General features: G+C 36.0%; 12 protein-coding genes and 3 tRNA genes. 7 read left to right on the top strand and 8 right to left on the bottom strand.

Annotation, left to right across the window (positions count from 1 at the left end; all coding sequences use genetic code 11):
- Window positions 1–26: 26 nt before the first annotated feature.
- The 4 genes from EG849_RS03645 to EG849_RS03630 form a co-directional block, all read right to left on the bottom strand.
- On the bottom strand, window positions 27–875 hold the full coding sequence (locus EG849_RS03645) for an N-acetylglucosamine kinase (RefSeq protein WP_125011729.1): 849 nt from the start codon (window positions 873–875) through the stop codon (window positions 27–29).
- A gap of 259 nt (window positions 876–1134) precedes the next feature.
- Window positions 1135–2139 (bottom strand): type I glyceraldehyde-3-phosphate dehydrogenase, encoded by a 1005-nt coding sequence (gap, locus tag EG849_RS03640; protein WP_125011728.1) that lies wholly within the window; start codon window positions 2137–2139, stop codon window positions 1135–1137.
- A gap of 114 nt (window positions 2140–2253) precedes the next feature.
- A complete protein-coding gene (gene pfkA / locus EG849_RS03635) occupies window positions 2254–3240 on the bottom strand; it encodes a 6-phosphofructokinase (RefSeq protein ID WP_125011727.1) in 987 nt (328 codons plus the stop codon).
- A 176-nt stretch (window positions 3241–3416) separates the two neighbouring features.
- Window positions 3417–7847, bottom strand: coding sequence for a translocation/assembly module TamB domain-containing protein (locus EG849_RS03630; RefSeq protein WP_125011726.1), 4431 nt, complete (start codon window positions 7845–7847; stop codon window positions 3417–3419).
- A 106-nt stretch (window positions 7848–7953) separates the two neighbouring features.
- Between EG849_RS03630 and tsaD the strand changes: the two genes are divergently transcribed.
- From tsaD to EG849_RS03600, 6 genes are all read left to right on the top strand, one after another.
- The gene (tsaD, locus tag EG849_RS03625) at window positions 7954–8976 is read left to right on the top strand and encodes a tRNA (adenosine(37)-N6)-threonylcarbamoyltransferase complex transferase subunit TsaD (RefSeq protein ID WP_125011725.1); all 1023 of its coding nucleotides are present in this window, start codon (window positions 7954–7956) and stop codon (window positions 8974–8976) included.
- Between the two features lie 2 nt (window positions 8977–8978).
- Window positions 8979–9683 carry a 16S rRNA (uracil(1498)-N(3))-methyltransferase gene (locus EG849_RS03620; RefSeq protein ID WP_125011724.1) on the top strand — a complete coding sequence of 235 codons (705 nt, stop codon included), beginning with the start codon at window positions 8979–8981 and terminating at the stop codon, window positions 9681–9683.
- A 6-nt stretch (window positions 9684–9689) separates the two neighbouring features.
- On the top strand, window positions 9690–10331 hold the full coding sequence (locus EG849_RS03615) for a DUF4159 domain-containing protein (RefSeq protein ID WP_199732249.1): 642 nt from the start codon (window positions 9690–9692) through the stop codon (window positions 10329–10331).
- A gap of 110 nt (window positions 10332–10441) precedes the next feature.
- Window positions 10442–11533: an AI-2E family transporter gene (locus EG849_RS03610; protein ID WP_125011722.1), complete on the top strand. Its 1092-nt coding sequence runs from the start codon at window positions 10442–10444 to the stop codon at window positions 11531–11533.
- A 1-nt stretch (window position 11534) separates the two neighbouring features.
- Window positions 11535–12719: a class I SAM-dependent methyltransferase gene (locus EG849_RS03605; RefSeq protein ID WP_125011721.1), complete on the top strand. Its 1185-nt coding sequence runs from the start codon at window positions 11535–11537 to the stop codon at window positions 12717–12719.
- Complete coding sequence (locus EG849_RS03600; protein WP_125011720.1) at window positions 12719–13291, top strand: hypothetical protein; 573 nt, start codon at window positions 12719–12721, stop codon at window positions 13289–13291. The genes EG849_RS03605 and EG849_RS03600 overlap by 1 nt, the downstream gene beginning before the upstream one ends.
- 1 nt (window position 13292) lies before the next feature.
- Here the strand turns inward: EG849_RS03600 and EG849_RS03595 are convergent, their stop codons facing one another.
- Window positions 13293–13991 carry a M15 family metallopeptidase gene (locus tag EG849_RS03595; RefSeq protein ID WP_125011719.1) on the bottom strand — a complete coding sequence of 233 codons (699 nt, stop codon included), beginning with the start codon at window positions 13989–13991 and terminating at the stop codon, window positions 13293–13295.
- A gap of 89 nt (window positions 13992–14080) precedes the next feature.
- On the opposite strand from EG849_RS03595, the gene EG849_RS03590 reads away from it, so the two are divergent.
- Window positions 14081–14440, top strand: a complete 360-nt coding sequence (locus EG849_RS03590; protein WP_125011718.1) for a hypothetical protein — start codon at window positions 14081–14083, stop codon at window positions 14438–14440.
- Between the two features lie 278 nt (window positions 14441–14718).
- Here the strand turns inward: EG849_RS03590 and EG849_RS03585 are convergent.
- From EG849_RS03585 to EG849_RS03575, 3 genes are all read right to left on the bottom strand, one after another.
- A tRNA-Arg gene (locus tag EG849_RS03585) sits at window positions 14719–14792 on the bottom strand.
- Between the two features lie 38 nt (window positions 14793–14830).
- A tRNA-Pro gene (locus EG849_RS03580) sits at window positions 14831–14905 on the bottom strand.
- A gap of 17 nt (window positions 14906–14922) precedes the next feature.
- Window positions 14923–15009 (bottom strand) — tRNA-Ser (locus EG849_RS03575).
- Between the last annotated feature and the right edge of the window lie 7 nt (window positions 15010–15016).

Below are 15016 nucleotides of genomic sequence, written 5' to 3'. Positions count from 1 at the left end.
TAGCAGGTTTTTATTGTAATCATATCTTAGTTTACTTTGTGGTATTCAATCAAGCCATCAATTGGACGGCGCAACACGTTTCCTAAAATCAGTCCGTTTTGTTCCAATACCGTTTTTAATTCGTCTCTCAAGTAAAAAGCGATAGAACCTACAAAGTGAACCGGAATTTCACGGCAATTTTCAAATTGCGTGATGTAATTGTCAACAAATTTCTGCATTGCCTTTTTGACAAAAACATTGATAAAGACGTCGTCTTTGTACTGGATCAAAAACTTGGCAAAAGTGGCCAAATACGCATTCGGGTTTGGTTCTTTATAAAGATGCTGCTTGATTACATCTGGATCAAGATCGTATTCTTTTTCAAATTCTTCGGCAAGATGCTTTGGCATTTTTCCAAAGTGGTACGCACGGATTAACGAACGCCCAAAACGGTTGCCACTGCAATCATCCATTGCCATGTATCCTAAAGACTGGATTTTTTGGTGCAATTCTTCGCCATCGAAATAACTGCAGTTGGAACCTGTTCCAAGAATTGAAATGATTGCTTTCTCATTTGACGGATTGGTGGCATAGGCGGCCGCATACGTGTCTTCTTTTACTACAATTTCTGCATTTGGAAAAAACTCCTTAAAAATTGAAGCCAAGAAATTTTTCATCCTGTCGGTCCCGCAACCCGCCCCGTAGAAAAAAAGGTGCGTTACTGCTTTTCTGTTTTGATAAATATCGAAGCGGTCTTCAAGACGCTCCAAGACTTCTTTTTTGTCTAAGACTTCAGGATTTAATCCTAAAGATTGTGTGGTGAAGAGTTTGTTGCCATTATCGTCTAATGCAATCCAATCTGCTTTTGTGGAACCACTGTCTACTAATAGTTTCATTTCTGGTTAGTTAGTTTGTTAGGTAATCTTGGCGAAAATGGTTTAAAAAACGCCGAAAGATTGATTTTAGCCCCGATTGCAGTGCAAATCCTTTTCTTTTTTTAAAGAAAAAAAAGAAAAGATTGTAACGGAAAGCGGGAATATGGCTTAAAAAAATTCTTTGTGTTTGGCTTCAAAAAAAATATGAAATGTGTGCGATTTTGATAATTGTATATAAAAAAGTCCCGCCAAATGAATGACGGGACCAGTCAATTATAAATTATTTTAAACCTGCAATGTGTACAGACAAATCAATCAATTTGCTTGAATATCCGTATTCGTTATCATACCAAGATACAATTTTGAAGAAAGTTGAATTTAGTCCAATTCCTGCGTTTGCATCGATAATAGAAGTTCTTGAGTCTGAGATGAAATCTTGAGAAACTACCAAGTCTTCCGTGTATCCTAAAATACCTTTCATTGTTGTTTCTGAAGCTGTTTTTAAAACGGCCATAATTTCTTCATACGAAGTTTCTTTAGCCACTTTTACCGTTAAATCTACTGCTGAAACGTCAACCGTTGGAACACGGAAAGACATGCCTGTTAATTTTCCGTTCAATTCTGGAATTACTTTTCCAACTGCTTTTGCAGCTCCCGTTGATGACGGAATGATATTTACGCTTGCGGCACGGCCACCTCTCCAGTCTTTTTTTGAAGGACCGTCAGCTGTCATTTGCGTTGAAGTTGTTGCATGGACTGTTGTCATCAAGCCTTCTACGATTTCAAAATTATCGTGGATTACTTTAGCCAATGGCGCCAAGCAGTTTGTGGTACAAGATGCGTTTGAAACTACTAAATCTGTTGCTTTTGCTGTTTCGTGGTTGACACCCATTACAAACATTGGCGCGTCAGCAGACGGAGCAGAAATGATTACTTTTTTAGCACCGCCCTTGATGTGTTCGTTTGCCGTTTCGATAGTTGTGAAGATACCGGTGCATTCTGCTACTACATCCACATCAACTTCGTTCCATTTTAAGTCCGCAGGATTTCTTTCTGAAGTGATACGGATATTTTTTCCGTTAACGTATAATTTTCCTTCTTTAACTTCGACAGTTCCGTTGAAACGTCCGTGAACTGAGTCATATTTTAATAGGTAAGCTAAGTGATCAACCTCTAACAAATCGTTGATTGCTACTACTTCTACGTTATCTCTGTTGAAAGATTCTCTGAAAACAATTCTTCCAATTCTTCCGAAACCGTTAATTCCTAATTTTACTTTTGACATTTTAATTTGCTTTTGGCTTAAGCTTTCGCCTTGGGCCGATTATTTAATTTGTTTGTTTAATGTAAAGCCTGTTGTTTAAATTTCCTCACTTTTAAACATCCAACCTTAAATAGTTTATGTTGACATGATGTCAGACACCCTTAATAATTCCCTATCGATTGGATAGTGTCCTTTTATAGCTTGTTCTAGCGGAGTTAAAGTAACTTCGTCTTTTAAAATACCAACCATAAAGTTTGATTTCCCTTCTAAAATAGATTCCACGGCTTTTACGCCCAAGCGGCTTGCCAAAACCCTGTCGAAGCAGGATGGCGCGCCACCCCTCTGCATGTGTCCTAACACAGAAACACGGATATCATATTCTGGCAGATGTGATTCGATATAGTCTTTAAGCTCAAAGACATTTTTGCCCATTTTATCTCCTTCAGCTACCACAACGATACTTGAAGATTTTCCGGAAGCTTTACTTTTTTGGAGTGATTCTAACAATCGGTCCAAGCCTAAATCTTCTTCCGGAATCAGAATTTCTTCTGCTCCCGCTCCGATTCCCGCATTTAAAGCAATGTGCCCCGCGTCACGCCCCATAACTTCTACGAAGAAAAGACGGTTGTGTGAACTGGCCGTGTCACGAATTTTATCAATACACTCAATTACAGTATTTAAAGCAGTATCATAACCTAAAGTGTGGCTTGTTCCAAAAATATCATTATCAATAGTTCCCGGAATTCCCATTACTGGAAAACCAAACTCATTATTGAAAATTTCTGCTCCTGTAAAACTTCCGTCTCCACCTATTACTACTAAAGCATCTACTCCCACCTTAGTCAAGTTGTCAAATGCTTTTTTTCTTCCTTCTGGAGTTGTAAATTCTTTTGAGCGGGCAGATTTTAAGATGGTCCCGCCCTTATTAATGATATTATTTACGCTTCGGGGACCCATTTCTTTGAAATCACCTTCAATCATACCTTGGTAACCGCGGTAGATTCCGATGCACTCAATTCCGTGGAAAGCGCAGGTTCTTACAACAGAACGTATAGCCGCATTCATTCCGGGAGCATCGCCTCCAGAAGTCAATACACCTATTTTTTTTATTGTTTTTGACATTTATTTGCTATTAATATTGTAAAATTAGCAAACATATATCATTTATCAGCACAGGTTTTTATTATTTTAGGAAACGGGAGCTGTTTCAAACGATTTCGTTAATAAGTTTTCTTGAATCGTATCTAAATGTTCATTAAATTATAGGAATCTATGAAAAAAAACAGGCCAAAAAGAGGTTATTCTGATTCTGGAACTCTTAATTGCTCGGTTTTTGGATTTTCTGTTTTCTTTCTTCGTTCTTGTGTCCATTGGATAAAATCGGGTGAAAGGTCAGAATCGGGAATTTCATCCGAAGCTTTATTTTTATCTTCTGGCGTTTTAATATTGAATATTTTAAACCAAAGTTCGCGCAAAGTATCAAAATCGACTTCGTATGAAACTCCAATTCCTTGCGTATATCCAATTCCTTCTCCTATATAGTTAATGTCATTTTCACGGTTAAAAACCCTAAGGTTTAAAGTTCCGTCATCGTTAACTCTATATTTTACTTCCACGTTACCCACAATCACCGATTGGTTGACGCCACCCACAGGAACTCCCACTTTACCGTCAATTGAAACTCTTTCGCTGATTTGAGTGGAAATTGCAATACCGAACTGGCTATTGGTTTCAGCCGTCGGCGTTCGGTCAGCCATTTGATAGTCAAGGGCCACCGTAAATTTACCGTCTTCGTCTTGAAACAAGTCATTAAACAACCCAGAAGCTCTTTCAAACAAACTGCCATAAACCGCCGTTCCTGCATTATCTGCACTTAAGAAGTTACCAGTACCTAATAAAGACAGCGCTTGGTTAACACGCGTATCTTTATCATCCAAACGCACTTGCAGTTCTGATTTCAAGACCGAACTTACCGTTGGAAAATTAATTGTAAAATCAGGTTCTGGATTGGTCAAGTTTCCGGTCAAGCCGATGATGACTTCCACCGGGACTTTTCTGTTAAACGAAGCATTATCTTGCAAAACGGCAGGATTTGCTTGTGTTTTATAAACTGCGTCAATGTTTAATCGGGCACGGATTGGATCTCCGTCCCAAGAAATGGAGCTTCCTTTTCTAACCGAGAATTTTTTATCAATAATTCCGCCATATTTGAAATTGTATTCTCCTTCGGTAACATCAAAAGTTCCGAACATATTGAATTTTCCAAGCGTACTTATTTCCAAACGGATGTCTCCGTTACCTTTTCCTTTTAAAGCGTGGCCCGTGTTTTTATCGATTATAATCTCGACTTCGGCTTCAGGCGTTACTTTTAAATTAAATTGCAGTTCAAGCCCCGCGTTTTTAACAATTGGCGCAATAATTCCATTGTCTTGGTTGTATTTTTCTTTCGGGCTCAAGAATGTAATAAACGAATTATTTCCTACTCCAGACGCACTGCTTATCGGAATTTTAATATTGGTACCTTTTTTCGATTCAGCATCCACCGTAATCAGCAATCCTGTCGTAGGTCCTTTAATAGAAGCACCTCCGGCAATAAATGCTGTTCCGTAATAAATGGCATCGTCTGCATCTTTTGTATCTAAAACCAAGAGATTGTCCGATTTTATATCGAGATCCAAAACCCAGTTTCTGAAATTTTGATGCTTGATGCTACCCGTCAAAAATCCTTTTGTGCCATATTTTGTGTCGGTCATTCTGGCGTCATTAAATCTAAATTGATTTTCAGTTAAATCCACGATCGAGCGCTCGTCAAATTCATAATCGACATTTAAGTACGGTACTTTTAAGCCCACTTTATCCAAAAATAATCGGCCGTCAATTTGCGGATTTTTCAAAGTTCCCGCAAAGCCGGCGGTTCCGGAAGCAAAGCCCCGGATTTTTGAAATCACATTTCCTCCCAACGGGCTCAGCGCGCCAAGATTAAATTTATTGAACCTAAAATTTAAGTCAAAAAGGGTTTCTTTATTTAAAATGCCAATGTCACCGGTGGCAATAAAATTTTCAACATTTTCATTTTCTAAAACAGAATTTACGCTGAAACGATTCAAACTTTCATTTCCTTTGATATCAACAGAAAGGTTTCCGAGGGAAATTTCATTGACGTGCAGACTGTCAACGGTTATCGAGGATGACGGCTGGTATACATTTTTATTTTGCTTAAAATCAATTCTTCCGTTCAGGTTTCCAGCAATCCGAAGACTGTCCATTGTGGGCAAAAGCTTCCCTAGACTTACGTCTTCAAAACTCAAGTTAACGTCTTTATAAGTGCTGTCGCGTATAATTCCTTGCAATTCAACCCTTTGGTTGTCATGCGTCATCAAAATATTTTCGATCGAGAAGTTCTTTAGCTTTTTATCAAAAACAATTCGGTTATCCGTTGCATCATCTTCGTTTAAAAACCACATGTAATCTTTGATATTTACTTGTGATTTCTTGATCCCTACCACGTTATTGTTTTGTTTATCAATCGTGTGGAAAATATTCAGCTTGTAAAAATCTTTATGGTCAACACCACCTTTCATCTCTGTCCTGAAAAATAAGGTATCTTCTAATTTTACTGAAATCGTACTGAAATCGGTAATTTTATATTTCTTAGTTCGGATGCTGTCCATTTCTACATAAGCATTGTACAGCGGATTTTGGTTATCGACTTCTAAAGAAACATTGTCTAAATAATTGTCATACGCCTTGATTTCAGGCGAATTGAAATTCATTTTGAACTCTTTTGAATCCGATGTAATTTTTCCGGAAACCACCGTATTTGATCCCACCGAAACTTCTGGCAAGAAAATTTCAATCAATTTATTATAAATCGAAAGATTAAAATCTAAGTATTGCCCGGGTTTGACTTTGTTAGGCCTATAATTGGTATACAAACTCCCGACGGCATTTTCCACAATTTTCGGAACTTCCTTAAATTGGTATTTTCCAACAATTTTTCCTTGAATAATATCGGGAGATTCAATAGAAATGGTTCTGACCCTATCCGCATCGAATCTTGATCGCAATGTGAAGTCATCAAAGAAATAGAGGTCTTTTTCGTTTTGGTAAGAAGTTTGGGAAATAAAAATATCTCCATACATATTATCAATGCTATTCCCGGTGACCTGCATGGTGATATCTCCTTTAAATAAAGAAATGGAGTCACGCTTGATTAATTTCAGCTTGTTCAAATCAGCATAGTCAATCAGCGCATGGAAATCATAACGGTTTTCTCTTTTGCTCAAATCAACCAAACCTTTAAAATCCAGCTTTAAATTTTCGTCATTGACCAAAACTTTTCCTTGAAATATCGGATTTTTGAATATTCCATCAATATCGATATTTTTATAGTTGTAATTCATGAAATTCAGGCTGAACACCGTTCCAGAAACTTTGGTATTCAAGAATTTTCGGGTAAAACCTTTTCCATTTACTTCAATATCTAAAGTGGTTGTCCCCAAATCTTTTTGTTTCAAGAATTTACCAATATTAAAATTATCAAAATTAATATTTCCAGAATAGGACGCATTGTCAATATTGTCAATGTCATACAATTCAAGAACGGTAGCCAATTCGCCAATATCTGTAGTCATGTACAAATCGGCTTTTACCGTCATTTTGGTAACTTGGGCTTTTCCGATAATGTCAAAATTCCCTAAATATTCTAAGGAAGAAGGCAGTTTTTCGCCTAAAATTCGAGGCAAAATTGTTTTTAAGTTAGCATAGTCAGAAGACAATTTTTTAAAATCGCCTTTAATCATAAAAGCATTTTTATTAGTGCTGAAAAGATTTTTGAAATTAATATCTCCTATGATCTGCGACTTTCTATCAACTGTTAATTTTAAATTTCGGGTAAAAAAGTCATTCATTGTACCGCTGAAAATCGTAGAAAAATTAAATTTCTTGTTTTTCCCAAATTCATTGTAGAAAAGATTGAGGTCATTTGTGGAAATCGACGCGGCGTCCACATCTACATCCAATCGCACTTTGTTAACAAAATCAGCCAAACCGCCTTCTTTATACGTCAACACAACGTTTCCTTTTAACGAAGATTCCTTGGTCAAAAGATTTAATTCTTTTAATAAAATGCTTTCTTTTGAATAGCTGAATTTACCATTTAAGTCTTTGATGAACAAACCTCTGTGGTCCCTCATCGAAAGTTCTTTTATTTCAGTAGTAATGTCGCTTCCATAAATTTTAAATCGTCTGACGCGCGAATTCATTTTTGTAAAATCAATCGCTGTCTTATTTATCAGATTTTCATTGGTTACTTTAAAATGGCTGGCATTCAGATAGATATTATCTGCGTTTAATTGAAAAGGTTTAGTGGACTTTTTGCCGTTATCAAATAATTTTACAAAAATATTGATATTCGAATTTGTTTCGTTTTTATAGGTTTTTAGATTAAAAAAAAGCTTGTCTGCATACAGATCTCCAAATACCAAATCGCCACTTTGAAGCTTTTTGAAACTCAAAATATTGGTTTTTATGGACATTGCTGAAATCAGCGTATCGTTGTGATGGTCCTTTATCAGGACGTCGCGAAGTTTTACAGTTCCAAAAACGGAGATTGCCACCTTGTCTACATAAATGTCGGTTCCAAAATCTTCGTTCAGTGTTTCGGTAACGTAATGGGCAATTTTTGTCTGAACAAAAGGTAAGGAAAGTGTAATGCCGAGTAACAGCAAAAGTAGGATTAAACCTAAAAAGGTTCGAAATACTATTTTTTTAAATTTTTTGATACTCTTAATTGTTTTATTTTTGTCAAATATAATTCAAAATCCGTGCCCTTCTATGGGAAATAATTCTCTTTTAATTTTGGCCATTGAAAGCTCCTGCGATGATACTGCGGCGGCCGTAATGCAAGGCGATAAAGTCTTGTCAAATGTGGTGGCAAGCCAAAGCATTCACGGCGAATATGGCGGTGTTGTTCCTGAATTGGCTTCAAGAGCGCACCAGCAAAATATCGTTCCGGTTATCGAGATGGCCATTCGCAAAGCAAATATCGACAAAAATCAGTTAAATGCAATAGCTTTTACGCAAGGTCCGGGACTTATGGGTTCCCTTTTAGTGGGAAGCTCTTTTGCCAAATCATTAGCATTGGCATTGAAAATTCCGTTAATTGCTGTAAATCATATGCATGCGCATATTTTGGCGCATTTTATAGATGAAGAAGGATTTGAAAAACCTGAGTTTCCTTTTTTAGCCCTGACCATTAGCGGAGGCCATACTCAAATTGTGAAAGTCAATGATTTTTTTGATATGGAAATTATCGGAGAAACCACTGATGATGCCGTTGGAGAAGCTTTTGACAAGAGTGCAAAAATATTAGGACTTCCCTATCCTGGTGGGCCTTTGGTTGACAAATATGCCCAATTGGGAAATCCAAAAGCTTTTGCGTTTACCAAACCGAGGGTTCCTGGATTGGACTTCAGTTTCAGCGGATTAAAAACGGCCATTTTATATTTCATCCAGAAACAAGTCAAGGAAAACCCGAATTTCATTGAAGAAAACCTGAATGATATTTGCGCCTCAATCCAGCACACCATCATTGAAATTTTAATGGATAAATTAAAATTAGCCGTTAAAGAAACCGGAATCAAACAGATTGCAATTGGCGGTGGCGTTTCGGCAAATTCAGGAATTAGAAAAACCCTGAAAGAAGGCGAAAAAAAATACGGCTGGAAAACATTTATTCCCAAATTTGAATACACAACCGATAATGCGGCGATGATTGGAATCGTTGGTTATCAAAAATATTTATCTCAAAATTTTGAAGACAATACTGTTGTTTCAAAAGCAAGAATCGAATTTTAATTATGCAATTATTTTACAATCAGAATATAACTGAAGACGCAGAAATCTATTTTTTTGATAGAGAAGAAAGCAAACACATCATTAAAGTTTTACGCAAAAAAGAGGGCGACAATTTATTTGTAACCAATGGATTAGGCTATTTATTTAAAACAGAGATCACGTTGGCTTCTGATTCAAAATGCCAAGTAAAAATAGTCTCTTCCGAAAAAGAGGCCCCTTTAAAATACCATTTGCACTTGGCGGTAGCTCCCACAAAAATGAACGACCGTTTTGAGTGGTTTCTAGAAAAAGCGACCGAAATCGGCATCAGTGAAATCACGCCAATTATCTGCGACCATTCGGAAAGAAAAATTATCAAAACCGATCGATTTGACAAGATACTTCAATCGGCAATGAAACAATCGCTGCATTATTATCTTCCAAAATTAAACGAACCGATTGCTTTAAAAGACTTTTTAAAACAAGAAAAACAAGGCTTGAAATTGATTGCGCATTGCGAAGAAACGGATAAAAAATCATTGAAAAATGTAGTTCAACCCCAGCAAGACGTTACTATTTTAATTGGTCCTGAAGGTGATTTTTCTGAAAAAGAAATCAAATTGGCTTTAGAAAATAATTATCTTGCCGTAATGTTGGGAAATACAAGACTTCGCACCGAAACCGCTGCAGTTGTCGCTTGCCACAGCGTTGCTTTTATAAATGAATAATTTATGATGAAAAAAATATATTTTGCATTACTGATTCTAATTTCGATAGCCGGAAATGCGCAAGAAATCGCTCTTTTAAAATACAGTGGCGGTGGGGATTGGTATGGAAATCCGACGGCTTTGCCAAATCTGATTAAATTTTGCAATCAAAACATTGGAACAAAAATCACTGCAAAACCAGGAACTGTCGAACCAGGTAGTCCTGATTTACTTTCGTATCCGTTTATTCACATGACCGGCCATGGAAACGTAGTTTTTAGCGATTCTGAAATGATAAACCTTCGAAATTACTTGACTTCTGGAGGCTTTCTGCACATTGATGACAATTATGGAATGGACGAATACATCCGCAAGGAATTAAAAAAAGTATTTCCAAACGCTTCTCTGGTTGAAATTCCTGCTAATCACGCCATTTTTCAAAAGCCTTATTCATTTCCAACCGGAATGCCAAAAATTCATGAGCACGATAATAAAAGACCGCAAGCTTTTGGCATTTTTATCGAAAACAGACTAGCCCTGCTTTATACTTATGAAACCGACTTGGGCGACGGCTGGGAAGATGCAGAAGTGCATAACGACCCGAAAGAAGTTCGTGAAAAAGCCCTAAAAATGGGCGCCAATATTGTTAATTATATTTTCAATAATTAGATCAAACTGTTTTGAACTTTAACTGTTTAGCTTAAAAATTAAAATCTAATTTCTTAAAATTTGAGCTATACAAAATAATTTACCTAAATTAGAGTAACAAAACTAAACTTATGGTAACCTCAAAAACAATTGGTAACGGAATTTTACGCGCCTTAATCATTACGGCTGGAGCCTTGCTTCTGCTTTATATTTTATACTTAATTCAGCCTGTCATTTATTTTATTTTTATCGCTTTAATTGTAAGCATGATAGGAAGTCCGATTGTAAGGTTCTTAGAAAAAAAATTAAAATTTAATCACATTGTAGCGGTACTTGTCACAATGATTTTCTTCATTTTGCTTTTGGCCGGTTTCATCATGATGTTTGTGCCATTGATCATTTCACAAAGTGAAAACCTATCGCTTCTTGATACGGAAAAGCTTCAAAATGACTTGACGCAACTTGTACAACAACTCAAAACGTATTTTTCTGACCACAATATTGATGCAGAAAATATGCTGAAAGAATCAAATATCGCTTCAAAACTCAACTTAAACTTTATTCCCAATTTCTTAAATTCGATTTTGGGAACACTTGGAAATATTGGAATGGCAATTGGTTCGGTCATTTTTATTAGTTTCTTTTTCTTAAAAGACAAAAAACTTTTTGCGGTAAACGCCAGAAAGATTTTGCCAGAGGAGCACGAAGGAAAAATTTTAAATTCATTTCGCAAGATCAATCATTTATTGAGCCGTTATTTTATTGGCTTGATTGGCCAAGTAACCATTTTATTTATTTTGTACTTGATCGTGCTATTGATTTTTGGTGTAGAAAATGCTTTTATTATCGCTTTTATCACCGCACTTTTAAATATCATTCCTTATATAGGACCGCTGATAGCAACGGCTTTAGTCGCTGTTTTAACCATGCTTGGCCATATGGATCCGCAATCTCAAGGCGATATGCTCTCAACGACTTTATATGTTTTGATTGGGTATTCAGTTGCGCAAATAATTGATAACAATGTGACTACACCTTTAATTTTTTCAAACAGCGTCAATTCGCATCCATTGGAAATTTTTATCGTAATTTTGGCGAGCGGTTTTCTTTTTGGCGTCTTGGGAATGATTGTGGCGGTACCGCTTTACACAATTATCAAAGTAGTTGTCAAAGAATTTTTTCCAGAAAATCCCGTAGTAAAAGTATTAACCAGAGGAATTTAAGTTGACTTTAGACATTTTAAAAAACGAAATACAAGAATTTATAAATGCCAATATTCACAGCGATGTGGCAAAATTGGCGTTCAAAAAAAATCCGTTTCCTGAAATTGATTTTGCTATTATCCTAAACCAGATTACAGCAAAATCAAAAGCGGAAAACAAACTTCCGACTTGGTTTCAAACCGAAAATATCATTTATCCTTCAAAGATTTCAGTAGAGCAAACTTCTTCCGAGAAAACAGCTTTGTATAAATCTGAAATCATTTCTGGCGAAAGCCTGATTGACTTGACTGGAGGTTTTGGGGTGGATGATTTTTATTTCTCGAAGAAATTTAAATCAGTTGTCCATTGCGAAATGAATTATGAATTATCAGACATCGTTAACCATAATTTTCAGCAATTAAAAGCCGAAAACATCAAATGTTTTGCAGGCGACAGTATTGATGTTCTAAAGAATTTAAAGCGAAAATTTGATTGGATTTACATTGATCCTTCCCGCAGAAGCGATATCAAAGGAAAGGTTTTCATGCTGAAAGATTGTCTGCCTAATGTTCCTGAATTATTAGAAACTTATTTTAATTATTCTGAAAATATCCTAATTAAAACAGCTCCGATTTTAGATATTTCAGCCGGATTAATAGAACTTTCGAATGTAAAAGCCATTCATATTGTAGCTTTAGAAAACGAAGTAAAAGAACTTTTATGGGAAATAAAAAAGGGGTATTCTGGTGCTATTGAAATCAAAACCGTCAATATTTTAAAAGATAAAATTGAAAAGTTAGACTTTGATTTAAGCCAAAATTATTACGCCAATTTAGGACTTCCGAAAAAATACATTTATGAACCCAATAGTTCGATAATGAAATCTGGCGCTTTTGATGCCGTGAGTTTTTTATTCGAAATTGACAAATTGCACGGAAATTCACACCTGTATACTTCTGAAGAAATCATCGATTTTCCAGGAAGAACTTTTCAAATTGAGCAGATTATTCCTTACGCAAAAGCGGAAATGAAAACGTTCCTCCAAAATAAAAAAGCCAATATCACTGTTAGAAATTTTCCGGAAACAGTCGAAAACATTCGGAAAAAGTGGAAAATTGCTGACGGCGGAAACATGTATTGTTTTTTTACTACCGATTTGAATAATGCCAAAATTGTCTTACTTTGCACCAAAATAAAAACAGAATAATGAAACGATTGCTTTTAATTGCCTTCTTAATGGTTCAAGCCAGTTTATATGCTCAAAAAGATTGTGAATTCAGTTCTAATTTCAAGGACTCAATAGGAACTTATAAAGAAACAAAGCAAAAAATTATTTACGAAAAAGTTTTTGCAGGAAGCTCTAGCAATATTTTCTTTTCTCTTATAAATGCGGATGGAACGCCTGTTTTAAATTTTCAAAATATTCAAAAAAGCAAAGATTTCATAAAAGCTACTTGTTTTGATAGCACTTCAAAGATTTATTTACAGCTTGAAAACGGAAAAATTATGACAATGATTATTTCTGAAGAGGGAAATTGTGGCTCAACTGTTCTTGATCAAACTACAGGTGCATCGGTAAGAATCACTTCGGCCAATTTTTTATTTATGAAAAACTCAATTGAAGAATTAAAAAAATCGCCCATTTCCTTTGTTAGAATCAAATATGCCTCTGAAATGGTTGATTATATTATGAAAAGAGAAATTGTTTCTGAATTGAGCAATGAAACATCATATCCTCAAAATTTCTTTATCGATCATTTAAAATGTATCGAAGAGTAATTTAGTTTTTGCAATCCCAAGTAAAATTGGAAACTGGCATTGTAGAAGCATTTGCCAAATTATAATGCCACCATTCTGATGCAAAAGTCCTAAAGCCGTTTTTTTGCATCACCGTTTTCAATAATTTTCTATTGGCAATAACTTCTGCCGAAAGATCTTTAAAATCATGCGCCGCTTCTGGTCCAAAATGATCAAAAGATGTCCCCATATCCAGTTCATTTCCGCTATAATCCGTTAAAGTAATATCAACCGCCCCGCCTCTGTTGTGAATTGACCCTTTCGCTGGATCTGCAACATAAATAGGATTATTGACAATCGCCCACATCTTTTTCTGGACGTCTAACGGCCTGTAGCAGTCATACATTTTAATCTTATAGCCCAACTTCACAAATTCTTGATTGGCCTTCATCAACGCCTTTACAGTCTTTAAACGCAAGTAACATTCTGGGCAGTCATACACTTGCGCTTTCAAAAAATTATCAGAAGTCGCATATTTCATATCATAGAAAAAATCTTTTCCATATTCTTTCAAATTCACAAAGGTACTATCATGCAAATTCATCTTTGCCGCATCAAGCAAGGTTGCGTTTTCTTTGATGTACGAAGTATTTCCTAAAAGAGCATCGCTATAAACGGCCTCTTTTGGATTTTTACAGGCAACAAAAAAAATTAGGCACAATATTAGCAATGAATATTTCATAATCATCAAAAGATTTAAGTTCTAAATGCAAATCTATGTATTTGTATCAATTAATTTACTAAATTTAATTCTAATTAAAAACACGAATTATGAAAAAATGTATCTTTTTAGGAATAGCAATGCTGTTTTCAGTTTTTATGAATGCCCAAGAAACAAAGACACAAAAAACCAAAGTAACCGTGGAACAAAAAACGGCTAAAGCTAAAGCAGACACGGACAAAGCTGCCAAAAAAGCAGAAACAAAAGCAGATGCCGCCAAAACCACAGCTAAAAAAGACGTGGCAAAAGCAAAAGACAAAGCCGTGACTTCAAAAACAGAAGCAAAAGCATCGGTTTCTGATAAAGCTTCTGGAGAAACTTACAACGGAAAAAAAGTATATACGGGCCCGAAAGGAGGCAAATATTACATCAATAAAAACGGAAACAAAACATATATTGATCAAAAATAGTACGTAGTAAAATCACCAAATCCCAATTGCTTTATGGTAATTGGGATTTTTTTTTGAGCCAAGCTTCCGAATACTTTACATGAATTTGCTACTGGTGTACATTATCTTTTTTGCTGAACACCAGCAAAAAAAAGGATAATCGCAACCATCAGGGCTATTTTCAATCGTTCCCGCTTCTTTTAAACCTTAACAAGATTGTCGATTTAGAGGTTCTTTAAAAAGTGTTTTGAATTTCTTATAAAACAAAAAAACGATACTGTTTCCAGTATCGTTTCTTGTGAAGGCAGAAGGATTCGAACCTTCGACCGCCTGCTTAGAAGGCAGGTGCTCTATCCAGCTGAGCTATGCCTCCATTTATCTTTTAAAACTTAAATGGTAAAAGTTTTGTAGTCGGGGTGGCAGGATTCGAACCTGCGGCCTCCTGCTCCCAAAGCAGGCGCGATAACCGGGCTACGCTACACCCCGAAAAGCAACAAAAAAAGCGGAGAGTAAGGGATTCGAACCCTTGGTACAGTTTCCCATACGCATGTTTAGCAAACATGTCCTTTCGGCCTCTCAGGCAACTCTCCTTAAATC

This window comes from Flavobacterium macacae (genome assembly GCF_003865365.1).
Taxonomy (GTDB): Bacteria; Bacteroidota; Bacteroidia; order Flavobacteriales; family Flavobacteriaceae; genus Flavobacterium; species Flavobacterium macacae.
This window is presented reverse-complemented; position numbering and strand designations above follow the sequence as displayed.

Coding starts and splice junctions, on each gene's coding strand:
- EG849_RS03610 (WP_125011722.1), top strand. CDS start 10,442: ATGGTAACCTCAAAAACAATTGGTAACGGAATTTTACGCGCCTTAATC.
- EG849_RS03615 (WP_199732249.1), top strand. CDS start 9,690: ATGAAAAAAATATATTTTGCATTACTGATTCTAATTTCGATAGCCGGA.
- gap (WP_125011728.1), bottom strand. CDS start 2,139: ATGTCAAAAGTAAAATTAGGAATTAACGGTTTCGGAAGAATTGGAAGA.
- tsaD (WP_125011725.1), top strand. CDS start 7,954: ATGGGAAATAATTCTCTTTTAATTTTGGCCATTGAAAGCTCCTGCGAT.
- EG849_RS03590 (WP_125011718.1), top strand. CDS start 14,081: ATGAAAAAATGTATCTTTTTAGGAATAGCAATGCTGTTTTCAGTTTTT.
- EG849_RS03620 (WP_125011724.1), top strand. CDS start 8,979: ATGCAATTATTTTACAATCAGAATATAACTGAAGACGCAGAAATCTAT.
- EG849_RS03645 (WP_125011729.1), bottom strand. CDS start 875: ATGAAACTATTAGTAGACAGTGGTTCCACAAAAGCAGATTGGATTGCA.
- pfkA (WP_125011727.1), bottom strand. CDS start 3,240: ATGTCAAAAACAATAAAAAAAATAGGTGTATTGACTTCTGGAGGCGAT.
- EG849_RS03600 (WP_125011720.1), top strand. CDS start 12,719: ATGAAACGATTGCTTTTAATTGCCTTCTTAATGGTTCAAGCCAGTTTA.
- EG849_RS03595 (WP_125011719.1), bottom strand. CDS start 13,991: ATGAAATATTCATTGCTAATATTGTGCCTAATTTTTTTTGTTGCCTGT.